Here is a 24,028-nt window from a genome sequence, read left to right as displayed (position 1 = left end):
AACACACACCCAACAAAAAGCCCGTGATCACGATGTCACGGCGTCGAAGGCCGACCGAGCGAGTCTACGCGACCCCGCGCTCTGATGCCAGCCCCGTCGTCGACGGACGGCCGCGAGCCGGACCCGGCCCGTGCCTCCCGGCCTGCCCGTCGGTCAGGACTCGGCGAGCCGCTGTCGTTGCTCGGCCACGTCGAAGTCCGCCTTCGGCCACGAGAGCTGCATGTCCTCGAGGGCCCGGAGCAGGAGCTGCTGCACCGCCAGGCGGGCGTACCACTTGCGGTTCGCCGGCACGACGTACCAGGGCGCCTGCGGGGTCGAGGTCCGGTCGAACACGATCTGGTACGCGTCCTGGTAGCGGTCCCACAGCAGGCGCTCGTCGATGTCGGCCGGGTTGAACTTCCAGTGCTTGTCGGGACGGTCGAGTCGCTCGCCGAGGCGTTCGCGCTGCTCGTCCTTCGAGATGTGCAGCATCACCTTGACGATGGTGGTGCCCTCGGCGGTGAGGCGGTCCTCGAACTCGGTGATCGCGCCGTACCGTCGTTCGATCTCGTCCGGCGCCGCGAACGCCCGGATGCGCTGGATGAGGACGTCCTCGTAGTGCGAGCGGTCGAAGACGCCGAGCTGCCCGGCACTCGGGAGCTGCCGCTCGATGCGCCAGAGGAAGTCGTGCTCGCGCTCCTCGGCCGTCGGGGCCTTGAAGCCCGCGTACCGCACGCCGTTGGGGTCGACCGCACCGACGACGTGCGAGACGATGCCGCCCTTGCCGGCGGTGTCCATCGCCTGCAGGACGAGCAGCACCCGGCGCTGGTCGCCGGCGGTCGACGCCGCGTACAGGCGCTCCTGCAGGGCGGCGAGGCGGGACGCCCCCGCGGCGAGTGCTTCGAGCCCGTCGATCTTGCGGCCGGGGAAGCCCGGCGTCGCATCCGGGTCGACCTGGTCGAGGCGGAAGCCCGGGTCGACGCGGAGCAGTGGTTCGGGATCGGCGTTCCAGGCCTTGCGACGGCTCACGGGTCCTCCTGCGGTCCTGGCGGCGGGTGCCCCCAGCTCTCATCCTGGCACTGTGGCGGTTCCGCCGTCGGGCTGCGCCGTCCGGTTCCGCCGTCGGGTTGCGCGGTCGGGTGCGCGGTCGGGGTTCCTCCGCTCGGGTGACGTGGCCGGCCTCGGGTGCGGCTACCGTGGAACCGATGAAGTCCGGCCGTCGCACAGTGCTCGCGCTCGTCGCCGCGGTCGTGGCGCTCGGCGCGGTCGCGTCCTGCAGTACGGACCCCGTCGGTGACGAGAACGCGACGGTCACCGCGGACAGCGTCATCTACCCGCTGTCCCTGCAGTACCACGGCATCGACGTGGTCGCGGATGTGCCGTACGGCACGGCTCCGCTGCAGCGACTCGACGTCTGCCTGCCGGCCGACAGCGCCCCGGAGACGACCGCGACCCCCACGGCGACGCCGTCCGCCACCCCGACGGCCGACCCCGCCGAGGCCGCAGCCAGCACCGGTCGGCCCGCGGTGCTGATGATCCACGGCGGCAGCTGGTCGCACGGCGACAAGGCCACGGCCGCCTACCGGTCGGTGTGCAAGTACCTGGCGTCCGAGGGCTTCGTCACGTTCAACGTCGACTACCGGCTCGCCCCCACCGACCCGTTCCCGGCCGGTCTCGACGACGTCCGACGGGCACTCGACTACGTGTTCCGCCCCACGACGCTGTCCACGTACGACGTCGACTCCCAGCGGGTCGGGGTGTTCGGCGGGAGCGCGGGCGGCAACCTGGCGGCGATGCTCGCGGTGACCGACCACGAGTCCGCCGCCTACGCCGAGGGCGACCGGATCCGTGCGGTCGTCGACCTGAGCGGCCCCACGAACCTGACGTCACGCTCGACCCGGGCCGACGGGGTCTCCGCGTCCTTCCAGCGGAAGCAGCTGCTGTACCTCGGCTGCCGGACCTACGCGAAGTGTCCGGCGGCCACCCGGGCGTCGCCGGAGTACCACGTCACCTCGGACACGGCGCCGTTCTTCATCGGGCACTCGACGGACGAGTTCATCCCGCTGTGGGAGTCGCAGGAGTTCGCGGCGACGCTCCGGTCGCACGACGTGCCGGTCACGTTCGTGCAGGTCGAGGGGACGGCGCACTCGATCGCGCAGCTCGACGAGGCGATGAGCCGCCGCGTGGCGACGTTCTTCCGGACCCAGCTGGGCTGAGGCGCTGCGGGGGCGCCGTGCGCACGGCCGCGGGGGCGCCGTGCGCGGGTTCGGCCGCGGGCGGGTTGTGTGCCGCCGAAGCGACATTTCTCGCCGACGAGCGGCCGTCCGTGCCGCGAGAGCGACGTTGTGCCGCCGATGTTCGGCGGAGAAGTGTCGCTTTCGCAGAGACGCCAGAGCGGGCGCGCTCGCGGAGCCGCACTGCCGCGTGCCCCGGGTGGGTGGCACCCGGAGTCGGGACTACTGCCGGCAGCCACCACGTCGCAGACTTCCGGGGTGACCGACACCTCCACCCGCCCTGCACGCGCCGCCGCGACCCGCTGGGACCGTTCCGCGCTGCAGACCTCCGCGGAATTGCTGCTCGGGCTGTCGTTCGCCGCCACCATGGCCTTCGGCGGGTACGCGGCTGCGACCGGGCACCTCGCTGTGTTCGCGCAGGGTGCCGGGATCGTCTTCCTGGTCACGCTGACCTGCGTGCTCGTGTCGTGGTTCCGCGCCGTCGAGCGCGAGGAGCGGGCCGACCGTCCCGCCGTCTCGCCCCTCGCCGCGATCGACGCCGAGTACCGCCGCTAAGCCGCGCTGTCGGAACGCGCCGCTCGACGCCGCTGTCGTTCCGCCCGATGCTCCGCGCGTTCCTGGCGTCGCTCAGCGCGCGCCTGCTTCCGGGTCTTGCCCGCGGCGATCCGGTCCGCGTTGCGCTCGCGTGCCCGCTCGACCACGAAGTACAGCGCCGGCAGCACCACGAGCGTCAGCAGTGTCGAGGACACCAGCCCGCCGATCACGACCAGTGCCAGCGGCTGCGAGATGAACCCGGACTTGCCGGTCAGGCCGATCGCCATCGGCAGCAGCGCGAAGATCGTCGCCATCGCCGTCATCAGGATCGGGCGGAGGCGTCGCGTCGCGCCCTCGATCAACGCCTCACGCACCCGCAAGCCGCGCCGTCGGTACTGGTTGACGAGGTCGATGAGCACGATCGCGTTCGTCACGACGATGCCGACGAGCATGAGCAGACCGATGAGCGACGCGACGCCGATCGGGACACCGGAGGCGATCTGCAGCAGGATCGCGCCCGTCGCCGCGAACGGCACCGACACGAGCAGCAGCAGCGGCTGGAGCAGGCTCCGGAACGTCGCGACCATGATCACGTATACGATCAGCACCGCGACCAGGACCGCGAGGCCGAGCTGCGAGAACGCTGACGACTGGCTGGCGGCGACGCCACCGATGGACGCGGTCGCGCCCTTCGGCAGGTCGAGCTCGTCGACGGCGGTCGTGACGGACTGCACGGCCGCACCCAGGTTGGTGGCGTCCGGCGACACGGTGATCGTGGCGGTGCGGGCGGCGTTCGTCGTGGTGACCGTGGTGGGACCCTCGGACTCCTCCACCGTGGCGACGTCGGAAAGCGGGACGGTGCCGGTACTCGTCGGGACGTCGAGGGCACGGAGCACGGCGATCGTGGTCGGCGGCTCGGGGTCGGCGATGTAGACGTCGAGCGTCGCGTCGTCGATCTCGATGCTGCCGGTGTCCCGCGGTGAGACGGCGGCGGCGACGAGGCCACCCACCTGGGTCTCGGTGAGGCCGAGCGACGCGGCCTTCTGCCGGTCGACCCGGACGGCCAGGAACGGCTCCGCGGCCGACAGGTTGCTCGTGGCGCTCGTGGTGTCGGGGACCGACTGCATGGTCTTCAGCACCTGGCGCGACGCGGTCTCGAGCTGCGCCTGGGTCGGCGCGGTCACGTCGACCTCGATGTCGCTGCTGCCGCCGAACCCGCCGCCGGACGACGCGATGGTGACCTCGCCGACGTCGTCGATCCGCGCGATCGACTTCCGGGCGTCGGCTTGGATCGTGGGCTGGTCGGCCTCGGCATCGGTCGTGACGGCGTACTGCACCGACGCGCTGCCGCCACCGCCGAACGCCGCCTGGATCGACTGGCCGCTCGTGCCGATGGTGGTCTGCACGGTCTCGACGCCGTCGACGCCCTGGAGCGCCCGCTCGACCTTGCGCGCGGATTCGGACTGGACGGCGAGGCTGGAGCCGGCCTTCAGGTCCTGCGTGACCGTGAAGGTGTTCTGCCCCGAGTCGCCGAGGTAGTTCGTGGTGACGAACGGCAGCGTGGCGACCGTGCCGCCGAGGACGATCACGGCGAGCAGGATGACGACGACCGGCTTGCGGACGACCCACCGGAGCACCGGCAGGTACACGCGGCGCAGGCGGTCCACCCGGCCGGCGTCGTGCAGGTCCGCTGCGGAGGCGAGCGCTCCCTCTGGACGATCGCGCTCGGCATCGACCGCCGACGGTACCGCCGCCGCTTCCGCGTCCGTGTCCGCCGCCGCTGCCGCCGCGTCGCCCGGCTTCACCTTCGACGGGCGCAGCCACCAGTACGCCAGCACCGGGACGATGGTGAGCGAGACGAACAGTGACGCGACGAGCGCCAGGGTGACCGTCACGGCGAACGGACGGAACAGTTCCCCTACGAGTTCGGCGACGAAGGCCACCGGCAGGAACACCGCGACGGTGGTCAGGGTCGAGGCGGTGACCGCTCCGGCGACCTCGCGCACGGCCTCCCGCACGGCCTGGCCACGGTCGACTCCGGGGAGCATGTGCCGCTTGATGTTCTCGATGACGACGATCGAGTCGTCGACCACGCGGCCGATCGCGATCGTGAGTGCCGCCAGCGTGATGATGTTGAGCGTGTACCCCGCGGCGCGCATGCCGATCGCGGCGAGGAGCACCGACGTCGGGATCGAGATCGCGGTGACGAGCGTGGAGCGCCACGACAGCAGGAAGACCAGGATGACGATCACCGCGAAGGCGAGCCCGAGCAGCCCTTCTTCGGCCAGGGAGTCGATGGACTGCTGGATGTAGGGCGCCTGGTCGAAGACGACGGTGAAGCGGGGGTCGCCCTCGATCTTGTCCTCGATGCCGGGCAGGGCGTCGCGCACGGTCTTCGAGACGTCGACGGTGTTGGCCTCCTGCGTCTTGGTGATCGAGATCGTCAGGGCCTGCTCACCGTCCACCCGGCTGATCGAGGTGCGCGGTGACTCCGTGATCGCGACCTTCGCGACGTCGCCGAGCGTGGTGTCGGTCGGGGTGGCGGCGGTCGTGGACCCGCCCGTCGCGGCGTCACCCGTGGGCGCGGAACCGGTCGCACCCGTGCCGGTCCCCGTCGTACCCGTCCCCGTCGTACCCGTCCCGGTCGCGCCCACGGCCGTACCGTCACCGGACGCCGTCCCACCGGCGCCAGCGGACCCGGCCCCGTCCGAACCCGACGAACTCGACGAGCTCGACGAACTCGTCAACGGCAGCGCGCGGATGTCCTTGAGCGAGGCGATCCGCTCGCCCGTCTGCACCGACAGCGTCGAGCCGTCCTCGGTGATCGTGCCGCCGGGGATCAGGGTGCCGTTGTCGTCGAGGGCGTCCGAGATCGCCGTCTGGGTGAGGCCACGGGCGGCGAGCTCGTCCTGGTCGGGCGTGATGACGACGCGACGGCCCGGGTTGCCGAAGACGTCCGCCTGCCGCACGCCGTCGAGCTTCTCGAGGTCGGGGATCGCCGAGGCCTGCAGCCGGTCGACGAGCTGCTCCTGGTTGCCGGACGCCGAGACCGCGACCTGCAGCACCGGCAGGTCGTCGAAGGACCCGGTGACGATCTGCGTCTGCACCGAGTCGGGCAGCGACAGCGCGTTCACCGCGGTCTGGATCTTGTCCTCGGCGCTGGCCAGGTTCGATCCGTACTGGAACGACGCCGACACCACGCTCTGTCCGGTGGACGAGGTCGCGCTGGTGGACTCGAGGTCCGGGACGACCTGGATCGCCTGCTCGATCTTCGTCGAGACGTCGTTGGACACCACCTCGGGCGTGGCACCCGGGTACGCGCTGACGATCGCGACCTGCGGGAACTCAACGCTCGGGATCAGCTCCTGCTTGAGGTTTGACAGCGCGATGCCGCCGAAGATCGCGACGACGATGGTGACGAGCGCGATGAGGGCCCGGTTGCGGAGGCTGAAGACCGAGAGGAGGTGCACGTCATCGATCCTCGCAGCCGTAGCCCGTGCGCGTCCGCATCAGGCCTTCGGGTCAGCCGTCGGGTCAGCCACCGAGCAGCAGGTACGCGCCGAGCACGCCGACGGTGCCGAGCACGCCGCTGCCGAGGGCGATCACGCGGCCGACCGACGACCGGGCGGTGGCCACCCCGACGACGAGCACGAGGATGCCGACGACGATCTCGACCACCCAGGTCACCGGGCCGGTCGTGGCCACCACCTGCAGCAGCGCCCGCACCCCCTCGCCGATCAGGATCGCGGCGGTGACCCCGAACGCTCCGGCACGCCAGCGGGCGTCGCGGGAGCGGACGAACACGGCGACCGCACCGGCGAGCAGCCCGGCGGGGACGCCGAGCAGCACCCACAGGTTTGTGACGGACAGGAAGTCCGGGTAGCCGCGCAGGTTCGTCGTGGCCCAGTAGCCGACGTGCATGAGTTCGAGCAGCACGACGCCGAGCAGCATCGCGAGCGGCAGGGCGAACCGGCCGGCACGGGCTCCGGCGCCGATGCACAGCGCGACGGCGACCAGGAACCAGGGGCCGGCCGAGTTGGCGACCGACGACAGTGCGGGCACGGTCTGCCCGAACGAGGTCAGCACACCGGCGAGCAGCGCACCGCTCAGGGCCATCGTGACGCGCACCAGAGCCGGCACCGCGGGGCACGGCTCGGACGGCGACGCGGACGACGGGGACGCAGCAGCGGCCGGAGCACCGGCGGACAGGGTCGCGTTCATGGCATCAGCATCGCGTCGTCCGCCGCCGCGCACATCACCCCACGGAGCGAGAACGACCCCGGCCCATCACCCCAGAGGATGACCCCACGACTGCTCACACCACCGCGGCGAGCGACCCCCGCACCCCGGCGGACTCCCCACCGACCCGAGCCCACGCCCGTTCGAGCACGTCCACCAGACGACCGCGGTCCGCCGGCGCCATCGTGAACGGCACCCGCAGGAACCGTTCGAACCCGCCGTCCGGGCCGAACACCCCGCCGGACGCCAGCACCACGCCCTCGGACCGCGCGGCCAGCACGAGCGCACTCGACACCGGTCGCCCGAGGCCCACCCACGTCGTCAGCCCACCTGCGGGCGACGGCACGTCCCATTCCGGCAGTCGTGCCCTGAGCGCGCCCACGACGTCGTCGCGACCCTGTCGCAGGTACTCGCGCCGCGCCTCCAGGACGGCCGCCGTGCGTGGGACCAGCTCCCGCGCGACCAGCTGGTCGAGGACGGGGGTGCCGAGGTCGCCCGTCGGGCGGGCGGCGAGCAGCCGCTGCAGGAGCGCCGGTGCGGCCCGGATCCAGCCGATCCGCAGGCCACCCCAGAAGACCTTGTCAGCCGACCCGATCATCACGACCGACGCCCCCGACGGGTCCGCTGCTGCCAGCGGCAGCGACGGCGCGCCGTCGATCCGCAGCTCGCCCATCGTCTCGTCGGCGACCACCGTCGTGCCGACCGACGCCGCGACCGACAGCAGCAGCTGGCGGGTCGACACGGACATGGTCGCTCCGGTCGGGTTGTGCAGCTCGGGCATGACGTAGGCGACGGCCGGGGCGGTCCGGCGCAGCGTCGTCTCGAGCGCGGCGGCGTCCCACCCGGTCCGCGCGTCGACGGGCACGCCGACGAGTCGTCCGCCGGCCTCGCGGAACGCCTCGTGCGCGTGCGGGTAGGTCGGGGACTCGACGAGCACGGCGTCACCGCGGCGGACGAGCACCCGGGCGAGCAGCGCGATGGCGTGCTGCGCGCCGATCGTCACGATCACCTGGGACGGGTCGGTCGGCAGTCCGCGCTCGGTGTACCGGTCGGCGATGGCGGCGCGGAGCCCGGGGTCGCCGACGGTGTCGTACCCGATGCCGGCGAGCGCCGCGGGCACGTGTCGCACCGCCCGCTCGACGGCCTCGGCCATCCCCGGTGCCGAGTGCAGCGCGGCCTTCCGCAGGTCGAGGAGCTCGCCGTCGACCACCCCGCCGAGCCGTTCCGGGTCGGGACGGCCGATCAGGGACGCGGGCAGGTGGACCACGCTGCCGGAGCCACGGACCGACACGACGAACCCGTCGGACCGCAGTCGGGCGTACGCGTTCGCCACGGTCGTGCGGGAGATGCCGAGCGCGGTCGCGAGTCCGCGCTCCGCCGGCAGTCGCACGCCCTGTGCGACCCGGCCGTCGATGACGAGGACCCGGATGGCGTCGGACAGGGCCTCGTACGCCGGGGCGTCGGTGCCGTCGCGCCAGTCGGTGAGCAGCAGGGCAGCAGATCGGGCACTCAACAGCACGGGTGTCATGGGTCCACGGTAGCGCGATTGGCTCTCGACCAGCAGTCCAATCCGCATCGACGATGAACCCATGTCCCGCAGCACCGCCCTCACGTTCCGCTTCGTCCAGCTCTTCGTCGGCCTGTTCCTCTACGGCGCCTCCACCGCGCTGCAGGTCCGAGCGGTCGTCGGCGTCTCGTCGTGGACCGTCCTGACGCAGGGCCTCGAGAACGTGGTGCCGTGGTCGTTCGGCGTCATCACCGTCGTGTCGAGCGGCGTGATCCTGCTGTTCTGGATCCCCCTGCGCCAGAAACCGGGCATCGGCACGCTGCTGAACGCGCTGGCGATCGGGCCGAGCGCCGACCTGGTGCTCTGGCTCGTGCCGGAGCCGTCCGGTCTACTCGCCCGGATCGCCCTGTTCGTCGCGGGACTGGTGCTGCTCGCCGTGGCGACGGCGTTCTACATCGGCGCGGGGTTCGGCACCGGGGCCCGTGACGGCCTGATGGTCGGGCTGCACGAGCGCCTCGGCTGGCCGCTCTGGCTCGCGCGCACCCTGGTCGAGGTGTCCGTCGTCGTCGTCGGCTGGATCCTCGGCGGGAACGTCGGGGCCGGCACCGTCATCGCCGCCTTCGCGATCGGCCCGATGGTGCAGCCGCTCATGCCGTTCTTCCGGCGGTTCCCGTGGAGCCCCGAGCGCCGGGTCGTCCGGGAGGCCCGCCCCACTTCCGTCGCGCACGCTTCGTGAGCAGGAATGGTCGGGTCGCAGGGCCCCACCCGACCATTTCTGCTCACCATCCGCCCGGCATCCTTGCGCCGCGTCGAGTCGCGATATAGCGTGACTCGCACAGACGCGATACATCGCGAGTTGGAGGAAGCAACATGACGCAGGAGAAGTGGCTCGTCGACGAGCCCAAGGTCATCGACACCGGCATCGTCCGCACACTCCGTGTCGGACTCGTCGGTGGTCAGGTGGACGTCGTGGCACACGACGAACCCACCGCACGGGTCGAGGTCCACAGCGTGTCCGGCAAGCAGCTGAAGATCGAGGTCGACGGCGACACGCTCACCGTCGACCACCCGCAGATCCGGTGGGACGACCCCATCGGGTTCCTGAAGTCGTTCCGCGGCAAGGCCCACGCGGACGTCAGCATCCTGGTCCCTCGCGACGCCTCGGTGCACCTCGGTGTCGTGTCGGCCGGTGCGCTGCTGTCCGGCACGAACCGCGGCGCGATGCTCAACACGGTGTCCGGTGACCTCGTCGTCGACGGTGTCGCCGGCGACGTCACGGTCAACGCCGTGTCGGGCGCGACGACCATCCGCGAGCTCGACGGCGCGCTGACGGTGCACACGGTCTCGGGTGACGTCGTGGCCACGGGCGAGATCCCGCGGTTCCAGGCGGACGGTGTCTCGGCCGACGTCGTGCTCGACCTGCACGGCGTGCCGGAATCGGCGCGCGTCAACACGGTCTCCGGTGGCGTGAGCGTCCGGCTCGAGGACGGCGTCGCCTACCAGTGCACCGTCAGCACGGCGTCCGGCAAGCTGCAGTTCGACGACTCCGAGATCCGCGGTGTGCGCGGCTCGTACGTCAAGCAGGGCGGCGAGCTGGCCGGCCAGTGGCTGGACCTGCGCGTGAACTCGGTCTCCGGCGACATCGCGGTGCTGCACGCCCCGCCGGTCGCCGCCGAGCCGACTGCACCGACGACCCCGGCCGCACCGACCACCCCGACGGCCCCGACCGCCCCGACCAACGACGGCGAGGTGCCCGCATGAGTCCCGTCTTCGCCCACGGCCACCTCCGCCTGTACCTGCTCGTGCTGCTGGCGGACCACCCGATGCACGGCTACGAGCTCATCCAGGCCCTCGGCGACCGGTTCGGCGGCACCTACGTGCCGAGCGCCGGCACCGTGTACCCGCGGCTCGCGAAGCTCGAAGAAGAGGGCCTCGTCTCGAAGACCGCCGACGGCCGCAAGACCGTCTACGCGATCACCGAGGCCGGCCGCACCGAACTCGCGGCCCGTGCCGACGAGATCGCCGCGGTCGAGTCCGGGGTCGCCGACTCGGTGAAGTCCCTGGCCGACGGCGTCCGCGCCTCGGTCGGCGAGGCGATGCGGTCCCTCCGAGCCGACCTCGCCGCCTCGGCGGAGAGCCCCGGCGCCGGTTCCCACGAGGACCCCGTCTCGGTGCCGTCGGAGAGCGCCCGTGCCCTGCGCGAGCTCGAGATGGCGTTGTCGTCGTTCCGGCAGCAGGTCCGCGCGGACCTGCGCCGACGTGCGACCCGCGGCACACTCCGTGCGGACACCGTGACGCGTCTGCGTGACGGCCTGGAGGCCCTGCGCAAGTCGCTCTGACGGCCCGCGGCCGACAGGCGGTCGCGCCCAGGGCCTCCCGGCCGCCCGTCGCACCGCCCCACCCCGCACAGCCCCACCCACGGAACCAGGTTCCGGACACAGCACCACGCCGATCCGTGGTGTCGTGACCGGAACCTGGTTCCGTCTGCGCACTACGGCCCGCGGTTCGTGCGCTACAGCCCGCGGTCGGCGAACGCGACCATCGCGTCGCGCAGCGCACGTGCCGCACCCGCTCCGGCCCAGTCGTAGGCGTGCGCGAACCGCTCGTCGTGCACGTACATCTCGGCGAGTGTCCGGAACCGCTCCGCAGTGAGGTCCGCCGGCGGCGTCGACTCGGCGAGCCACGCGAACTGCCGCCGCGCCAGTGCCTGCGCGGCCGGCGAGTCCGGGCCGTCGCCGGACGCGGCGAGCGCTGCGGCGTCCTGGGCGATCGCGCGCAGTTCGTCCTGGAACGCCTGCTTGCCCGCGGTGTCCTTCGCGTCCCACCAGGCGGTGCCGCGCTGCCAGGCGTCCGCTCCCCAGCGCTCCTCGACCTCGTGCTTGAAGCGGGTCTGGTCGAACCCGTCGAAGGTGTCCGTGGCGTTCATGGTGTCCCCGTTCTCGATCCTGGTGATGGTGGTGCGCACGGCGGCGAGTTGCCGGGCGAGGCGGTCCCGCTCGCGTTCGAGCCAGGCGACGTGTGCGGTGAGCGCGGCGACGTCGTCCTGCTCGCCGTCGAGGACCCGGCGGATGTCGGGCAGCCCGAGGCCGAGGCCGCGCAGCAGCAGGATGCGCTGCAGCCGGACGAGTGCCCGGTCGTCGTAGCGGCGGAGTCCGCCGTCGCCGACGGCGGTGGCCGGCAGCAGCCCGATGGCGTCGTAGTGGCGGAGCGTGCGGCTCGACACCCCGGCGGATCGCGCCACGTCGGCGATGCCGTGCGGTGCTTTCGCAGCTGCGGTGGCGATGTCTGACGGATCCCTCATGCAGCCCACCGTAGAGGTTGACGCAACGTCAACCGCAAGAGGTGATCGGGGTGCGACGTCGACGACACGCGACCGAGCGGGAATGACCGCCCGGGCACCCGTGTTGACTCCCGCCCGGAACTGAGTAGGTTTGCCGCTCGTGACGAACGAGGTCCGGTCGCTGAAAGCGCGACTGATCGGGGATCCCCTCCCCTCTGAGAAGCTCGAAGGACAGCTCCTCCCGAAGCACCTGGCACTGCCGATCTTCGCGAGTGACCCGCTGTCCTCCGTCGCGTACGCACCGCAGGAACTGCTGATGATCCTGCTGCTCGGCGGGATGTCGTTCCTGACCTTCGCACCGTGGGTGGCCGCGCTCGTCGTGCTGCTGCTCGTGGTGGTCGTCGCGTCGTACCGGCAGCTCATCAAGGCGTACCCGTCCGGCGGCGGCGACTACGAGGTCGCGCACCGGAACCTCGGCGAGAAGGCCGGGCTGGTCGTCGCGAGCGCGCTGCTCGTCGACTACGTCATGACGGTCGCCGTGTCGGTGGCATCCGGCGTGGACAACATCATCTCGGCCCTGCCGATGCTGAACGACGTCCGCGTCGAACTCGCGCTCGTGTTCGTCGTGCTCCTCGCCGCCACGAACCTGCGCGGCGTGCGGGAGTCGAGCAAGGCGTTCGCCATCCCCACCTACCTGTTCGTGGCGTCGGTGTTCGTCATGGTCGTCACCGGACTGGTCCGCGTCGCCGCCGGGCACGCACCGGTCGCCGAGTCCGCCGGGTACACCGTCGACAACGTCGAGCACACGACGCAGGCGGCGTTCATCCTGCTGCTCCTCCGGGCCTTCGCCTCCGGCTGCTCGGCCCTGACCGGCGTCGAGGCCATCGCGAACGGCGTGCAGGCCTTCCGACGCCCGAAGATCAAGAACGCGCAGGCGACCCTGGTGGCGATGGGCGGCATCGCGATCGTCCTGTTCATCGGGCTCATCACGCTCGCGCTCGTGTCCCGCGTGCACTACGCCGAACGCGCCTGCGACCTGCAGGGGTTCGCGGACTGCGCCACGACGCCGCAGCGCTCCCTCATCGCCCAGATCGCGGCGGCGACGTTCGGTGACAACTCGGTGCTGTTCTTCGTCATCCAGGCGACGACGGCGGCGGTCCTGCTCCTCGCCGCGAACACGGCGTTCAACGGGTTCCCGCTGCTCGGCTCGATCCTGGCCCGCGACTCCTACGCCCCCAAGGCCCTGTCCACCCGCGGCGACCGGCTCATCTACTCGAACGGCGTCATCGTCCTGGCGCTCGTCGCCGCAGCGCTGCTCGTGGTGTACCGGGCGAACGTCACGAGCCTCATCCAGCTCTACATCATCGGCGTCTTCGTGTCGTTCACCCTCGGGCAGACGGGCATGGTCGTGCACTGGACGCGACTGCTGCGCGCGGACCGGGCCGGCACCGCCGATCCGTCCGTCAACCGCGCGCAGGTGGTGCGCTCCCGCACCATCAACGCGATCGGCGCCACGTTCACCCTCGTCGTCCTGGTCATCGTCACGATCACCAAGTTCACGCACGGCGCCTGGCTCGTGTTCCTGATCATGCCGATCCTGTACGTGCTCATGCTCGGCGTGAACCGTTACTACCGCGACGTCTCGCACGAGATCGAGGCCGACGTCGAGACCGAGTTCGGTGCCACCGGCGACCACGCCGTCGTGCTCGTGAACAAGCTGCAGAAGCCCGTGCTGAAGGCCCTCGACTACGCGATCGCCGCCGAGCACGCCAGCTGCGAGGCGGTCCACGTCGCGATCGACGACGCCGACGCCCAGAACCTGCGCGACCAGTGGGCCGAGTACGGCATCCGGATGCCGTTGACCATCGTGCCGAGTCCGTACCGCGACATCTCGATGCCGCTCATCAAGTACATCAAGGCGCACCGGCTCGAGCACGGCTCCGAGGTCGTCACCGTCTACACCCCGATCTTCATCGTCGGTCACTGGTGGGAGGGCCTGCTCCACAACCACCGCGGTCGTCGCATCCGCAAGAAGCTCCTGCTCGTGCACGGCGTCACCGTGGCGCTGGTGCCGTGGCTGCTCGACTCGTCCGAGCTGCTGTACGGCCGCCGGTCGCGTCCGCTCCCCGGCCAGGAGCGTCGCGGCGAGCCCGTGCGGCCGCCGCTCCGCCGGTCCCTCGCCGGCTCGGCCGGAGCGCCGGTCGACGGTGTCGTCGACGATCGCCTGGCCCGGTCCGCGCAGCGGAACAGCCTGCAGCCGCGTCGCGCGACCCGACCGGCCGGTCCCGCCGAAGGCGTCGACCCCGCGCAGTGCACCGGTGAGCTGCACGCGCTCGTGCCGACCTCGCCGCGCCGGGGCGACGAGTCGTAGCATCTGACGTCATGACGATCACCGACCTGCGGACGTTCGCCACGTTCGACGGCCACGGCGGCAAGGTGTCGAAGCGCGTCGAGGTGCTGGACCACGAGCCCGTCGCGGGCAGCCGCCACGAAGGACTCGTCGCCGTGCGCGGCGAACACCCCCTGGGTGCGCTCGACGAGCGCGCCGCCGACGAGTCGGCAGCGCTGTCGCGCGGCGTCCCCAGCGTCGGGTGGGTCGACCCGTCGACGCTCCGCGACTGGTACCGCCCGGACCGCGTGGTCATCACCCGGCTCGAAGCGCGGCAGTCCGGCATCGAGCCCGGTCTCTACGCCGATTCGCGCGGTCGCGGACGGGTCCGGATCGACGGCCTGGAGGCACGGCTCGCCCCCGACGGTCGCCCCGCCTTCCGCGCACTGGCCGGTTCCGAGGCGCCCTGGGTGGTCGACGTCCCCCTGCCGACGGACCAGGCGGTGCGCCTCGTGGCGGTCGCCGAGGTCGACGAGGGCTTCGAGGTCGTGACCGCTCCGGTGTCCCCGTTCCTGCAGCCCGGCGAGTACGCGGCGTACGACGACGACGTCCCCGGTCTGCCCCCGCGGCCGTCCAGCGGCCGGGTCGTGGTGTCCGCGACCGTGCTGCTCGACGGCTCGCTGCACGAGGTCGAGCGGATCGACGAGCAGGCCGCGACGATCTGGGTCCGTCGCGAGGGACGGACCGTGCCGATCGCCACGAGTGCGGTCGGACCGGACCTGGTGCGGTACTCGGCCACGCCGGTCTGACGGGGGACAAGGGCCTGCGGGGTGCGTCGGAGGTGCGGCGTAGCGTCCTCGGCATGAGTGATGCAGAAGAGACCCTCGGCGGCGCCCGTCCGGACCCGTCGACCGACGCGAGCAAGGACCCCGAGCAGTGGGTCACCGGTGACGAGCCGATGACCGGACCCCAGCGGAGCTACCTCGACACCCTGGCCCGCGAAGCCGGCGAGGAGCTCTCCGCTGACCTGACCAAGGCCGAGGCCTCGGAGCACATCGACCGCCTGCAGCAGCAGACCGGACGCGGCACGGACGCCACGGGTTCCTGAGAGCGGGTCCGCCCTTCGGCGGACCCCAGCCTGGGCATGTTCTGGTGATGTCCGGGCAGACCCCCGGACGAGGGGGTTCGATGACGCGTCACCGGTTAGCTTCGTGGCCATGCGAACGACATCGACCTCCATCGGCCTGACCGCGCTCCGCATCGTCCTCGGGGTGGTGTTCATCGCCCACGGCGCGCAGAAGTTCGCCCAGGGCATCCCGAACGTGGCCCAGGGCTTCTCCGGCATGGGCGTCCCGCTCGCCGACGTCGCTGCACCCCTGGTGGCGGGCCTCGAACTCGTCGGCGGTGTGCTGCTCGTGCTCGGCATCGCGACCCGCGTCGTGGGCGTCCTGCTCGCCGTCGACATGGTCGTCGCGGGGTTGCTCGCGCACGCGTCGTCCGGCTTCTACTCGCAGGACGGCGGCTTCGAGTACGTGCTCGTCCTGGCAGTCGGGTCGCTCGTCGTGGCGCTGACCGGCCCGGGGCGGTTCTCGCTCGACGCCGTGTTCCTGGCGTCGTCCCGTCGCCGTCGTGGCGTGCAGGAGCCCCTGCCCGCCTGACCCGCGCTGCGCCGCCCTGCGCCCCCTGGTGCGAGGTTGATCACTCGGTGCGCCGAAAGAACCTCGCACCGGGTGGTCAACCTCGCACCAGGCGGAGCGGCTCACGCGGCGGCGAGCACGTCCATCACCTGGCGGGCGATGAGCCGTCCGGCCCGGTTCGCCCCGATCGTCGACGCCTGCGGCCCGTAGCCCGCCAGGAACAACCGCGGCTCGTCGACCGAGCGCCCGTCCGCCACGACGACCCCGCCGGCCGCGGTCCGCAGGTGCAGCGGCGCGAGGTGCCGCAGGTCGGCCCGGAACCCGGTCGCCCAGAGCACCGCGTCGGCGTGCACGTGCGCGCCGTCGGCCGTCACCACGCCGGTCTCGTCCATCCGGGTGAACATCGGCTGGTCGCGAAGCACCCCGCGGTCGATGCCCGCGCGGATCCGCCGCGAGACCGGCACGCCCGTGCCGCTCACGATGCTCGGCAGCACCTCGCCGGCACGGGCCGCCCGGTCCTGCTCGTCGACCGCTGCGACCGCCGACTCGAGGTCGAGCGACGACGAGTCCGCCCACACCGTCGGCCGTCGGGTGAACCAGTGGGTCGACCGGGCGACGCCGTCGAGTTCGAGCAGGAATCCGATGGCACTCGTCCCGCCGCCGACCACGACGACGTCCTGCCGGGCGAACTCCGCGGCGCTGCGGTACTCGGTCGTGTCGAGCTGTCGTCCGCGGAACGCGCCTCGGCCCGGGTACCACGGCACGAACGGCGTGCCCCACGTGCCCGATGCGTTCACCACGACGTCGGCGCGGATCCGGGTCTCGGTGCCGTCGGCGGAGCGGGTCGTGACGCACAGTCGGCCGTCTGCGGTGCGCGAGACCGACGGCACCGAGACCGGACGCCGGACCCGCAGGTCGTAGTGCTGCTCGAACCGCCGGTAGTACTCCCCCACGACGTCCCGGGCGGGTCGTGACCGATCGGCGTCGTCGAACTGCAGCCCCATCGCCCGCATCCCCGGCAGGTCGTGCACGCGGTGCGCCGCGCCGAGGCGCAGGGCCTCCCACCGGAACTGCCAGGCGCCGCCCGTGCTCGGGGCACGATCGAGCAGCACCAGGTCGGTGCCGGGCACGAGCCCCAGCCGGCGCAGGTGGTATCCCACCGACAGTCCGGCCTGCCCCGCACCGATGACGACGACACGGGCGGACTGGTCGGCTGGGTTCTCGAGGGGTTCGGTCATCACTTCGATTCTCCTGTGCGCGGAGCCGTCGCGGCGACGTCCAGATCGAGGTACATGGTAGAGTGATCGGCAGATTTCAAACCACGAACCGTCTGGTTCCCCGAGTGATCTTCCGTCATTCGCCAGGACCGGACCAGAGCCGAACGAGGGGGTCACGCATGGGGCGCGGCCGTCAAAAGGCGAAGCACACCAAGGTCGCCCGTGAGCTGAAGTACTTCAGCCCGCAGACGAACTACGGTGCACTCGAGCAGGAGCTCTCCGCCGGACAACACTCCGATGACGATCTCGTCGACCGCTGGGCGGACCAGTACGGTCCCGAAGCGGCAGACGAATCCGACGAGTTCGAGACCGAAGCGGACCAGAACAAGTCCGCCTGACCGGCACAGCCGTCACGCCGCGCGCCTCCGGGCAGCGCGGCGTTTCTGCGTGCCCACGCGGATGACGCGGACCGGTCACGACTCCCCACGCGGGGAACGCCGAGTGGTCACGAAGTGCCGCCCGCGGCCGGACCGAGCGGCACTTCGTGACCACTCGGCGGACACCTGACGGCAGGTCGTGCGGCCTGGAGGCACGACGAACGCCCGCCACGCGGCCTGCGTGACGGGCGTGGCCGGCTCGCTCAGGCGGCGTAGCTCCCGACGAGCCGCACGGCACCGCCGTCGACGCCCTTGGCGCCCTGCTCGAAGCCGGTCAGGTCGCGGGCCGACGTGGCGATCGTGCCGACGGGCCACGCGGGCATCCCGGCCACGCCGAGCGACTCGATGACGTCCACCGCGGCGCTGGCGGACACCACGGCGAACATGCCGATGCCCAGGTTCCAGGTGCCCTCGGTGTCCTCGATCGGCGTGCCGGCCATGTCGGCGAGCACGCGGAAGACCGGAAGCGGCTGCCAGGTCGAGCGGTCGACCTCGATCCACGAGCCGACGGGCAGCACGCGCGCCAGGTTCGCCGCGATGCCACCACCGGTCACGTGCGACAGGGAGTGCACGGCGCCCGGGTGCTGCTCGAGCAGCTCCAGCAGCGGCGTCGTGTACAGGCGGGTGGGCTCGAGCAGGGCTTCGCCGACCGAGACGCCGCCGAACTCGGCCAGCTGGTCGGTGTACCCGACCCCGCGCGACGCCAGGATGTGCCGGACGAGCGAGTACCCGTTCGAGTGCAGCCCGGACGACTCGATGGCGAGCACGACGTCGCCGTCCTGCACCAGGTGGGCACCGAGCTGCGAACCGGCCTCGACGACACCGGTCGCGGCGCCGGCCACGTCGTAGTCGTCCGGGCCGAGCAGCCCGGGGTGCTCGGCGGTCTCGCCACCGACCAGCGCGGTGCCCGTCGCCGAGCAGCCGCGGGCGATCCCGGCGACGATGTCGGCGATGCGGTTCGGCACGACGCGCCCGCAGGCGATGTAGTCGGTCATGAACAGCGGCTTCGCACCGACCACCACGATGTCGTCGACGACCATGCCGACCAGGTCCTGCCCGATGGTGTCGTGCTTGTCGATCGCCTGGGCGATGGCGACCTTGGTGCCGACGCCGTCGGTCGAGGTCGCGAGCAACGGGTGTGAGAAGTCCTTCAGGAACGACACGTCGTAGAGTCCGGCGAAGCCGCCCACGCCGCCCAGCACGTGGCTGTTGTGCGTCGCCGCGACTGCGGACTTCATGAGTTCGACGGCCAGGTCACCGGCAGCGGTGTCCACTCCGGCTTCGGCGTACGGGTTGGGCATGCGGAGTCCTTCGCGGTGACATGGCAGACTTGTTCGGTACCCCCCGATTCTACGGTCTGGAGCACACCCGCGAATGTGCGGCATCGTCGGCCTCGTTGCACAGGGCCCCGCCAACCAATCCATCTACGACGCACTGCTCCTCCTGCAGCACCGCGGGCAGGACTCGACGGGCATCGCCACGGTCGAGGGTCACGTGCACCACATGCACAAGACCCGCGGCCACGTGCGGGAGTCGTTCCGAACCCGTGACATGCGCGCCCTCCTCGGCACCATGGGCCTCGGCCACGTGCGCTACGCCACCAAGGGCGCGGCGAGCAACGAGGAAGAAGCGCAGCCGTTCTACGTGAACGCGCCGTACGGCATCGTCCTCGTCCACAACGGCAACCTCACCAACACGCGGGAACTGACGCGTGAACTGTTCGACATCGACCGTCGGCACCTCAACACCACGTCGGACACCGAGCTCCTGGTGAACGTGCTGGCGCACGAGCTGCAGGGACAGGTCCGCGGCACGGACCTCGATCCCGGGCAGGTCTTCGACGCCGTCGAGCGCGTGCACGAGCGGGTCGAGGGCTCGTACGCCACGATCGCCACGATCGCCGGCCACGGGCTCCTGGCCTTCCGCGACCCGTTCGGCATCCGGCCGCTCATCCTCGGCCACAAGTTCGACGAGGCCGGCCAGCCCGAGTGGGTCGTCGCGAGCGAGTCGCTGGTGCTCGAGTCCGGCGGCTACGAGATCGTCCGCGACGTCGCCCCGGGCGAAGCGATCTTCATCGAGATGAACGGGCAGATGCACGCCCGGCAGTGCGCGAAGAACCCGCGGCTCGTGCCGTGCTCGTTCGAGTACGTGTACCTGGCCCGTCCCGACTCGGTCATGAACGGCATCTCGGTCTACGACGCCCGCCTGCGCCTCGGCAACCGGCTGGCGGACACCATCGAGCAGTACGCGCCGACCGGTGACATCGACGTCGTGATGCCGATCCCGGACTCGTCCCGACCGGCCGCCATGCAGGTCGCGCGGAAGCTCGGCATCGAGTACCGCGAGGGCTTCTACAAGAACCGCTACGTCGGCCGGACCTTCATCATGCCGGGCCAGGCGGAGCGCAAGCGGTCCGTCCGGCAGAAGCTCAACGCGATGTCGTCGGAGTTCAAGGGCAAGAACATCCTGATCGTCGACGACTCGATCGTGCGCGGCACGACGAGCAAGGAGATCGTGGAGATGGCCCGCGCCGCCGGTGCGAACGAGGTCACCTTCACGAGCGCCGCTCCCCCGGTCCGGTTCCCGCACGTGTACGGCATCAACATGCCGACGCGCGACGAGCTCATCGCGCACGACCGGAAGATCCCGGAGATCAACCGCGTGCTCGGCAGCGATCACCTGATCTACCAGGAGATCGGCGACATGCGGGACGCCATCATCGAGGGCTCCGACGTGACCGACCTCGAGATGAGCTGCTTCACGGGCGAGTACGTCACGGGCACCGTGAGCCCGGAGTACCTGTCCTGGGTCGAGGCGAACCAGCTCAGCTAGGTCGCGTCCGAAACGGAGCCAGACGGACGGACAGGAGGCCCGTTGCCAGCTGGCAACGGGCCTCCTGTCCGAAGACGGTTGCGGCTACGGCCGCTGGTCGCCGTGCTCGTCGATCTCGCCGTCGACCGTCTCGGGCGGCAACTCGACCTCGACACGCTCCGCCGTCAGGCGGGCCGCGCGCCGGGCGAAGACCCGGTCGAACACGACGGCGACGACCGCGCCGACGAAGGCACCGATCGTGACGCCCCACAGGCTGAAGTAGCCCACCAGGCTGCCGAAGCTCGACTCCTCCTGCTGGCCACCGAGGTTCATGGTGAGCGAGACGACGATCAGGGTCGCGATGAACCCGAGCACCGCACCGCCGACGATGAACACCCCGAACTTCGGGGCACGACGGATCGTGACCTCGTCAGAGGTGGAGACGGCGTTCGGCGCAGGGGCCGGGACCGGCTGGTCGTCGGGTCGATCGGTGTTGCTCACCCACCCATTGTCCCCCACTGTGGGACGTCTCCCGGCCTGTCCGCGCAGTCCGATCCAGGAGAGGATGATCCGTACGCGTTGGTATCCCAAGGGCTGGAGGTGACACGGATGCGAGAACGGACCGTACGGGGGCGAGGTCGCACCCCGAGCACCCCGGCGCGCGTGACCTGGCCCGTGATGCAGCGCCACGAAGAGGACCGTGCCGTGTCCGTCGTCGCGGAGCACCAGTGGAGCGTCGCGCTCGTCGGCGCCCCGGGTCTCGGCAAGAGCACCGTCGCCGCCCGCGTCACCGACCGCGTCGCCGGACGGGACGCCACCGGGCGCACGGTCGTGGTGCCCATCACCGCCGTCGCCTCCGGGCGGTCGATGCCCTTCGGCGCGATCTCGGACCGCTTCGGTGAGCTGCCGGCGACCCTGTCCGAACTGTCCGACGACGCCGGGGCCGAGCAGCGCCTCCGGGCGATCGCCGACCTGGCGGACCGCGACGTCCTGCTGCGCGTCGACGACGCCGACCACCTCGACGCGATCTCCGCCCGGTACGTGGCGTGGCTCGTCCGGCACCAGGGTGCGCGGCTCGTCCTGACCTGCCGTGACTTCACCGCGCTGCCGGAGCCGCTCCGCGCCCTGTGGCAGGACGACCTGCTCGAGCGCATCGACCTCGAGCCGCTCACCCTGCGCGAGACGTCGGCCCTGGTGGCCGAGGCGCTCGGCTCGCAGCTCGAGAACGCCTCGGCCGAGCGGGTGCACCGTGCGACCGCCGGCAACCCGCTCTACCTGCGCGAGGTCGTCCGCGCCGCCCGCTCCTCGGGTGCCCTCGAGCACACGGCGTCCGGGTGGTACTGGCGCGGCCGGGTGACGGCGTCGAACAGCCTCGCCGACATGTACCGGACGGAACTCGGCTCGTTGCCGGAGGACCTGCGCGACGTCGTCGACATCGTGGCACTGGCCGACCCCATCCCGCTCGCGCGGCTGCTCGGCCTGGTCAGCGGCGGCGACGTCGACCGCGTGGTCGCACTCGGGCTGGTCCGGATCGACTCGCTCGACGACGGCGCCGCGGTGGCCCGTCCGCAGCACCCGCTCGTCGGCGACGTGATCCGCGGCCTGGTACCGGTCGCCCGCCGCACGGCACTCTTCGCCCGCGCGAACGCCTTCCGCACCGACAGTCCCGAGGGCGCCCCGCCCGCCGCACGGTTGCGGTCAGCGCTCTGGGCACTCGACTGCGGTGTCGTGCCCCCGGTCGAGCAGCTGCTCGACGCGGCGCAGGTCGCGGTGCGGCTGCAGGAGCACGAGAGCGCGATCGCCCTCGCCTCCGCAGCGCTCCGGCGGACGCTGCACCCGAACGAGCAGGTCGCCGCGCGCTGCCTGCGGTCGCTGGCGTACTCGTACACCGACGGGCGCGAGGCCGGTCGCGCCGACGCCGAGGCTGCCTGGGCCGTCGCCCGCGCGGACCCTGGCACGGTGGACGACGCCCTCGTGGTCGAGGCCTGCGAGATCCTCGCCAACATCCGGCAGTTCCACGACGACGACGTGCTGGCAGCGGTCGCGCTCACCGACGTCGCCAGCCGGCTGGTGTCCGGCGACGCGGTCGAACGGCTCCGCCTGCTGCGACTCGCACACCTCGGGTGGGGCGGACGGTTCGACGAGGTGCGGGCCGAACTCGAGCGCAGCGGCATCGTGCACGCCCCGACCATCCCGTTCGCGTTCCTGTGCGTCGCCCCCTGCGCGATCATGGCGCTCGCCACGGCCGGCCGGCTCGACGACGCCTCGGCCCTCGGTCGCCGGGCACTGGCCACCGCGATCGAGCACCTCGAGGACGCACCGTGGAGCGTCGGCGAGATCTTTTCAGTGCTGCACCAGGTGCAGGTCTGGCGCGGCGACCTCGCCGACCTGCTCACCGAGGTGCCGGTCCGCCGGTCGAACCCGTACCTGAAGTACGACTTCACCCTCGAGCTCATCGGCGACGGCAACCTCGCCATCGGCCAACGGCGCTGGGACGACGCGATCGCGGCGTTCTCGGCTGCCTGCGAGCGGTACGACGTCGCGGACCACGGCGGCTTCGCGGCCTACCCGTGGGCACGACTCGCGATGGCGTACGCCTACGCCGGTCGAACCGAGGACGCGACACGTGCGCTCGACCGGGCGAGGGCCACCCCGCAGCGGGCGATGCGGATCACGGGCGAGCAGGTCGCGGTGACGATCGCCTGGACCGAGGCGGTGCTCGGCAACCCGGCCGGGCTCCGGCACGCCGACGACATCATCGACCGCGGGACGGCGAGCGGTGGGTGGACGCACGTCATGTACGCGCAGACGCTGCACTACGCGATGGACATGCTGAACGGACGCGAGACTGGTACCTCGCTCGGTCGCATGCGCGAGGCAGCGGCTCGGGTCGACGGTCCGCTCGCCGCGGCGATCGTCGAGTACGCCGACGCCCTGACCGCACGCGACCGGACGCGGGTGATCGCGGCGCAGGGGGCGCTCGCGTCGCACGGCATGGCGGTCACGGCCGGCCGGCCGAAACCACCGCTCACGAACCGCGAGTACCAGGTCGCCGAGCTCGCGGCGCAGGGGTTGAGCAACCGCCTGATCGGCGAGGAGCTCGGGCTCTCGACGCGGACCATCGACGCGCACCTGTCGCGCGTGTTCGGCAAGTGGGACCTGCATGCTCGTTCGGAGCTCGCCGGACTCTTCTGAGTCCACTCGTGACGCAAGAACGTTGCGCATTGCAGCACGACGCGCCGCGGCGGTTGACACGTTGTGTGGAACATCGCGTACCTTGGTCCCTGTCGCCGGGTTCGGACCCGTTCGGGTCGGGTCCGAATCCCGGCGACTTCAAGCGTAGGTTCGCAGTGCATGCGCCCGCATCGGTAGGGACTACCTAATTCGGTTCGTCCGCCTAGGTAGTGCTGAACGCGACTAGAGCGCGACCCGCACCGGCAGGAACGCCGTCAGGTCCGCACGCGAGCCGGAAGCGCTGACGCGTGACTGCGCGACGGCTTCGTCCCAGGTCAGCTCAGCGGTCGCGAGCGCGAGCCAGGTCGTGGCGTCCGTCTCGACAACGTTCGGCGGCGTGCCACGGGTGTGGCGCGGGCCGGGGACGGCCTGGACCGCGGCGAACGGCGGCACCCGCACCTCGACGCTGTTGCCCGGCACGTCGTCGGCGAGGCGCTGCAGGGTCCACCGGACGGCCGTCGCGACGGTCGCCCGTGCCGTGTCGCCCTGCTGCACCGCGGTCAGTGCGGCGCGGCCGGCGGCGTCCTCGATCCTCCTGGGTGGCATCTCCACAGGCTAGCCGTCGCCTCGCGGCGGGAGAGTCCTGATCG

21 protein-coding genes are annotated in these 24,028 nt (G+C 71.6%); 12 read left to right on the top strand and 9 right to left on the bottom strand.

Annotated elements, in window-relative coordinates; all coding sequences use genetic code 11:
* Nucleotides 1-153 precede the first annotated feature (153 nt).
* A complete protein-coding gene (locus EDF48_RS14025) occupies nt 154-1,008 on the bottom strand; it encodes a polyphosphate kinase 2 family protein (RefSeq protein ID WP_243648844.1) in 855 nt (284 codons plus the stop codon).
* 176 nt (nt 1,009-1,184) lie between these two features.
* Between EDF48_RS14025 and EDF48_RS14020 the strand changes: the two genes are divergently transcribed.
* Together EDF48_RS14020 and EDF48_RS14015 are read left to right on the top strand one after the other, a co-directional pair.
* Nucleotides 1,185-2,195: an alpha/beta hydrolase gene (locus tag EDF48_RS14020; RefSeq protein WP_111085552.1), complete on the top strand. Its 1,011-nt coding sequence runs from the start codon at nt 1,185-1,187 to the stop codon at nt 2,193-2,195.
* Nucleotides 2,196-2,471: 276 nt separating this feature from the next.
* Nucleotides 2,472-2,768 carry a hypothetical protein gene (locus tag EDF48_RS14015; RefSeq protein ID WP_131880754.1) on the top strand — a complete coding sequence of 99 codons (297 nt, stop codon included), beginning with the start codon at nt 2,472-2,474 and terminating at the stop codon, nt 2,766-2,768.
* Here the strand turns inward: EDF48_RS14015 and EDF48_RS14010 are convergent.
* The 3 genes from EDF48_RS14010 to EDF48_RS14000 form a co-directional block, all read right to left on the bottom strand.
* Nucleotides 2,765-6,217, bottom strand: coding sequence for an efflux RND transporter permease subunit (locus EDF48_RS14010; RefSeq protein ID WP_131880752.1), 3,453 nt, complete (start codon nt 6,215-6,217; stop codon nt 2,765-2,767). The genes EDF48_RS14015 and EDF48_RS14010 overlap by 4 nt on opposite strands.
* A 64-nt stretch (nt 6,218-6,281) precedes the next feature.
* Nucleotides 6,282-6,968, bottom strand: a complete 687-nt coding sequence (locus EDF48_RS14005; RefSeq protein WP_131880750.1) for a DUF6518 family protein — start codon at nt 6,966-6,968, stop codon at nt 6,282-6,284.
* 94 nt (nt 6,969-7,062) lie between these two features.
* Complete coding sequence (locus EDF48_RS14000; protein ID WP_123293665.1) at nt 7,063-8,514, bottom strand: PLP-dependent aminotransferase family protein; 1,452 nt, start codon at nt 8,512-8,514, stop codon at nt 7,063-7,065.
* A 61-nt stretch (nt 8,515-8,575) separates the two neighbouring features.
* On the opposite strand from EDF48_RS14000, the gene EDF48_RS13995 reads away from it, so the two are divergent.
* From EDF48_RS13995 to EDF48_RS13985, 3 genes are all read left to right on the top strand, one after another.
* Nucleotides 8,576-9,229 carry a hypothetical protein gene (locus EDF48_RS13995; protein WP_123293664.1) on the top strand — a complete coding sequence of 218 codons (654 nt, stop codon included), beginning with the start codon at nt 8,576-8,578 and terminating at the stop codon, nt 9,227-9,229.
* 134 nt (nt 9,230-9,363) lie between these two features.
* Nucleotides 9,364-10,254 (top strand): DUF4097 family beta strand repeat-containing protein, encoded by an 891-nt coding sequence (locus EDF48_RS13990; protein ID WP_131880748.1) that lies wholly within the window; start codon nt 9,364-9,366, stop codon nt 10,252-10,254.
* On the top strand, nt 10,251-10,832 hold the full coding sequence (locus EDF48_RS13985; protein ID WP_131880746.1) for a PadR family transcriptional regulator: 582 nt from the start codon (nt 10,251-10,253) through the stop codon (nt 10,830-10,832). The genes EDF48_RS13990 and EDF48_RS13985 overlap by 4 nt, the downstream gene beginning before the upstream one ends.
* A gap of 173 nt (nt 10,833-11,005) precedes the next feature.
* On the opposite strand, the gene EDF48_RS13980 is transcribed toward EDF48_RS13985, so the two are convergent.
* Nucleotides 11,006-11,794 (bottom strand): MerR family transcriptional regulator, encoded by a 789-nt coding sequence (locus EDF48_RS13980; protein ID WP_131880744.1) that lies wholly within the window; start codon nt 11,792-11,794, stop codon nt 11,006-11,008.
* A gap of 130 nt (nt 11,795-11,924) precedes the next feature.
* Between EDF48_RS13980 and EDF48_RS13975 the strand changes: the two genes are divergently transcribed.
* The 4 genes from EDF48_RS13975 (at nt 11,925) to EDF48_RS13960 (ending at nt 15,760) form a co-directional block, all read left to right on the top strand.
* Nucleotides 11,925-14,144, top strand: a complete 2,220-nt coding sequence (locus EDF48_RS13975; RefSeq protein WP_123937529.1) for an APC family permease — start codon at nt 11,925-11,927, stop codon at nt 14,142-14,144.
* An 11-nt stretch (nt 14,145-14,155) separates the two neighbouring features.
* Nucleotides 14,156-14,911 carry a hypothetical protein gene (locus EDF48_RS13970; protein ID WP_111085562.1) on the top strand — a complete coding sequence of 252 codons (756 nt, stop codon included), beginning with the start codon at nt 14,156-14,158 and terminating at the stop codon, nt 14,909-14,911.
* 53 nt (nt 14,912-14,964) lie between these two features.
* Complete coding sequence (locus tag EDF48_RS13965) at nt 14,965-15,210, top strand: DUF3072 domain-containing protein (RefSeq protein ID WP_131880742.1); 246 nt, start codon at nt 14,965-14,967, stop codon at nt 15,208-15,210.
* Nucleotides 15,211-15,319: 109 nt separating this feature from the next.
* Nucleotides 15,320-15,760, top strand: a complete 441-nt coding sequence (locus EDF48_RS13960) for a DoxX family protein (RefSeq protein WP_131880740.1) — start codon at nt 15,320-15,322, stop codon at nt 15,758-15,760.
* A 101-nt stretch (nt 15,761-15,861) separates the two neighbouring features.
* Here the strand turns inward: EDF48_RS13960 and EDF48_RS13955 are convergent, their stop codons facing one another.
* Nucleotides 15,862-16,977, bottom strand: a complete 1,116-nt coding sequence (locus tag EDF48_RS13955) for an NAD(P)-binding domain-containing protein (RefSeq protein ID WP_131880738.1) — start codon at nt 16,975-16,977, stop codon at nt 15,862-15,864.
* A gap of 158 nt (nt 16,978-17,135) precedes the next feature.
* On the opposite strand from EDF48_RS13955, the gene EDF48_RS13950 reads away from it, so the two are divergent.
* Nucleotides 17,136-17,354 (top strand): DUF3073 domain-containing protein, encoded by a 219-nt coding sequence (locus tag EDF48_RS13950; protein WP_111085566.1) that lies wholly within the window; start codon nt 17,136-17,138, stop codon nt 17,352-17,354.
* Nucleotides 17,355-17,596: 242 nt separating this feature from the next.
* On the opposite strand, the gene purM is transcribed toward EDF48_RS13950, so the two are convergent.
* Nucleotides 17,597-18,694 (bottom strand): phosphoribosylformylglycinamidine cyclo-ligase, encoded by a 1,098-nt coding sequence (purM, locus tag EDF48_RS13945; RefSeq protein WP_123937526.1) that lies wholly within the window; start codon nt 18,692-18,694, stop codon nt 17,597-17,599.
* Between the two features lie 73 nt (nt 18,695-18,767).
* Here purM and purF point away from each other — a divergent pair, with 73 nt between their 5' ends.
* Entirely contained in the window at nt 18,768-20,225 is a 1,458-nt protein-coding gene (gene purF / locus EDF48_RS13940) for an amidophosphoribosyltransferase (RefSeq protein ID WP_111085568.1), read from the top strand.
* An 84-nt stretch (nt 20,226-20,309) separates the two neighbouring features.
* On the opposite strand, the gene EDF48_RS13935 is transcribed toward purF, so the two are convergent.
* On the bottom strand, nt 20,310-20,705 hold the full coding sequence (locus EDF48_RS13935) for a hypothetical protein (protein WP_111085569.1): 396 nt from the start codon (nt 20,703-20,705) through the stop codon (nt 20,310-20,312).
* Nucleotides 20,706-20,867: 162 nt separating this feature from the next.
* On the opposite strand from EDF48_RS13935, the gene EDF48_RS13930 reads away from it, so the two are divergent.
* Nucleotides 20,868-23,399 (top strand): LuxR C-terminal-related transcriptional regulator, encoded by a 2,532-nt coding sequence (locus EDF48_RS13930; protein ID WP_131880736.1) that lies wholly within the window; start codon nt 20,868-20,870, stop codon nt 23,397-23,399.
* 222 nt (nt 23,400-23,621) lie between these two features.
* Here EDF48_RS13930 and EDF48_RS13925 read toward each other — a convergent pair whose 3' ends face one another.
* Complete coding sequence (locus EDF48_RS13925) at nt 23,622-23,984, bottom strand: sterol carrier family protein (RefSeq protein ID WP_131846930.1); 363 nt, start codon at nt 23,982-23,984, stop codon at nt 23,622-23,624.
* Nucleotides 23,985-24,028 lie beyond the last annotated feature (44 nt).

Source organism: Curtobacterium sp. PhB191 (assembly GCF_004346515.1).
Classification (GTDB): Bacteria; Actinomycetota; Actinomycetes; order Actinomycetales; family Microbacteriaceae; genus Curtobacterium.
Note: the sequence above shows the minus strand (reverse complement) of the source record. Positions and strands in the feature narration are given on the sequence as shown.

Coding starts and splice junctions, on each gene's coding strand:
- EDF48_RS14020 (WP_111085552.1), top strand. CDS start 1,185: ATGAAGTCCGGCCGTCGCACAGTGCTCGCGCTCGTCGCCGCGGTCGTG.
- EDF48_RS14005 (WP_131880750.1), bottom strand. CDS start 6,968: ATGAACGCGACCCTGTCCGCCGGTGCTCCGGCCGCTGCTGCGTCCCCG.
- EDF48_RS14000 (WP_123293665.1), bottom strand. CDS start 8,514: ATGACACCCGTGCTGTTGAGTGCCCGATCTGCTGCCCTGCTGCTCACC.
- EDF48_RS13995 (WP_123293664.1), top strand. CDS start 8,576: ATGTCCCGCAGCACCGCCCTCACGTTCCGCTTCGTCCAGCTCTTCGTC.
- EDF48_RS13990 (WP_131880748.1), top strand. CDS start 9,364: ATGACGCAGGAGAAGTGGCTCGTCGACGAGCCCAAGGTCATCGACACC.
- EDF48_RS13985 (WP_131880746.1), top strand. CDS start 10,251: ATGAGTCCCGTCTTCGCCCACGGCCACCTCCGCCTGTACCTGCTCGTG.
- EDF48_RS13980 (WP_131880744.1), bottom strand. CDS start 11,794: ATGAGGGATCCGTCAGACATCGCCACCGCAGCTGCGAAAGCACCGCAC.
- EDF48_RS13970 (WP_111085562.1), top strand. CDS start 14,156: ATGACGATCACCGACCTGCGGACGTTCGCCACGTTCGACGGCCACGGC.
- EDF48_RS13965 (WP_131880742.1), top strand. CDS start 14,965: ATGAGTGATGCAGAAGAGACCCTCGGCGGCGCCCGTCCGGACCCGTCG.
- EDF48_RS13960 (WP_131880740.1), top strand. CDS start 15,320: ATGCGAACGACATCGACCTCCATCGGCCTGACCGCGCTCCGCATCGTC.
- EDF48_RS13955 (WP_131880738.1), bottom strand. CDS start 16,977: ATGACCGAACCCCTCGAGAACCCAGCCGACCAGTCCGCCCGTGTCGTC.
- EDF48_RS13950 (WP_111085566.1), top strand. CDS start 17,136: ATGGGGCGCGGCCGTCAAAAGGCGAAGCACACCAAGGTCGCCCGTGAG.
- purM (WP_123937526.1), bottom strand. CDS start 18,694: ATGCCCAACCCGTACGCCGAAGCCGGAGTGGACACCGCTGCCGGTGAC.
- purF (WP_111085568.1), top strand. CDS start 18,768: ATGTGCGGCATCGTCGGCCTCGTTGCACAGGGCCCCGCCAACCAATCC.
- EDF48_RS13925 (WP_131846930.1), bottom strand. CDS start 23,984: ATGCCACCCAGGAGGATCGAGGACGCCGCCGGCCGCGCCGCACTGACC.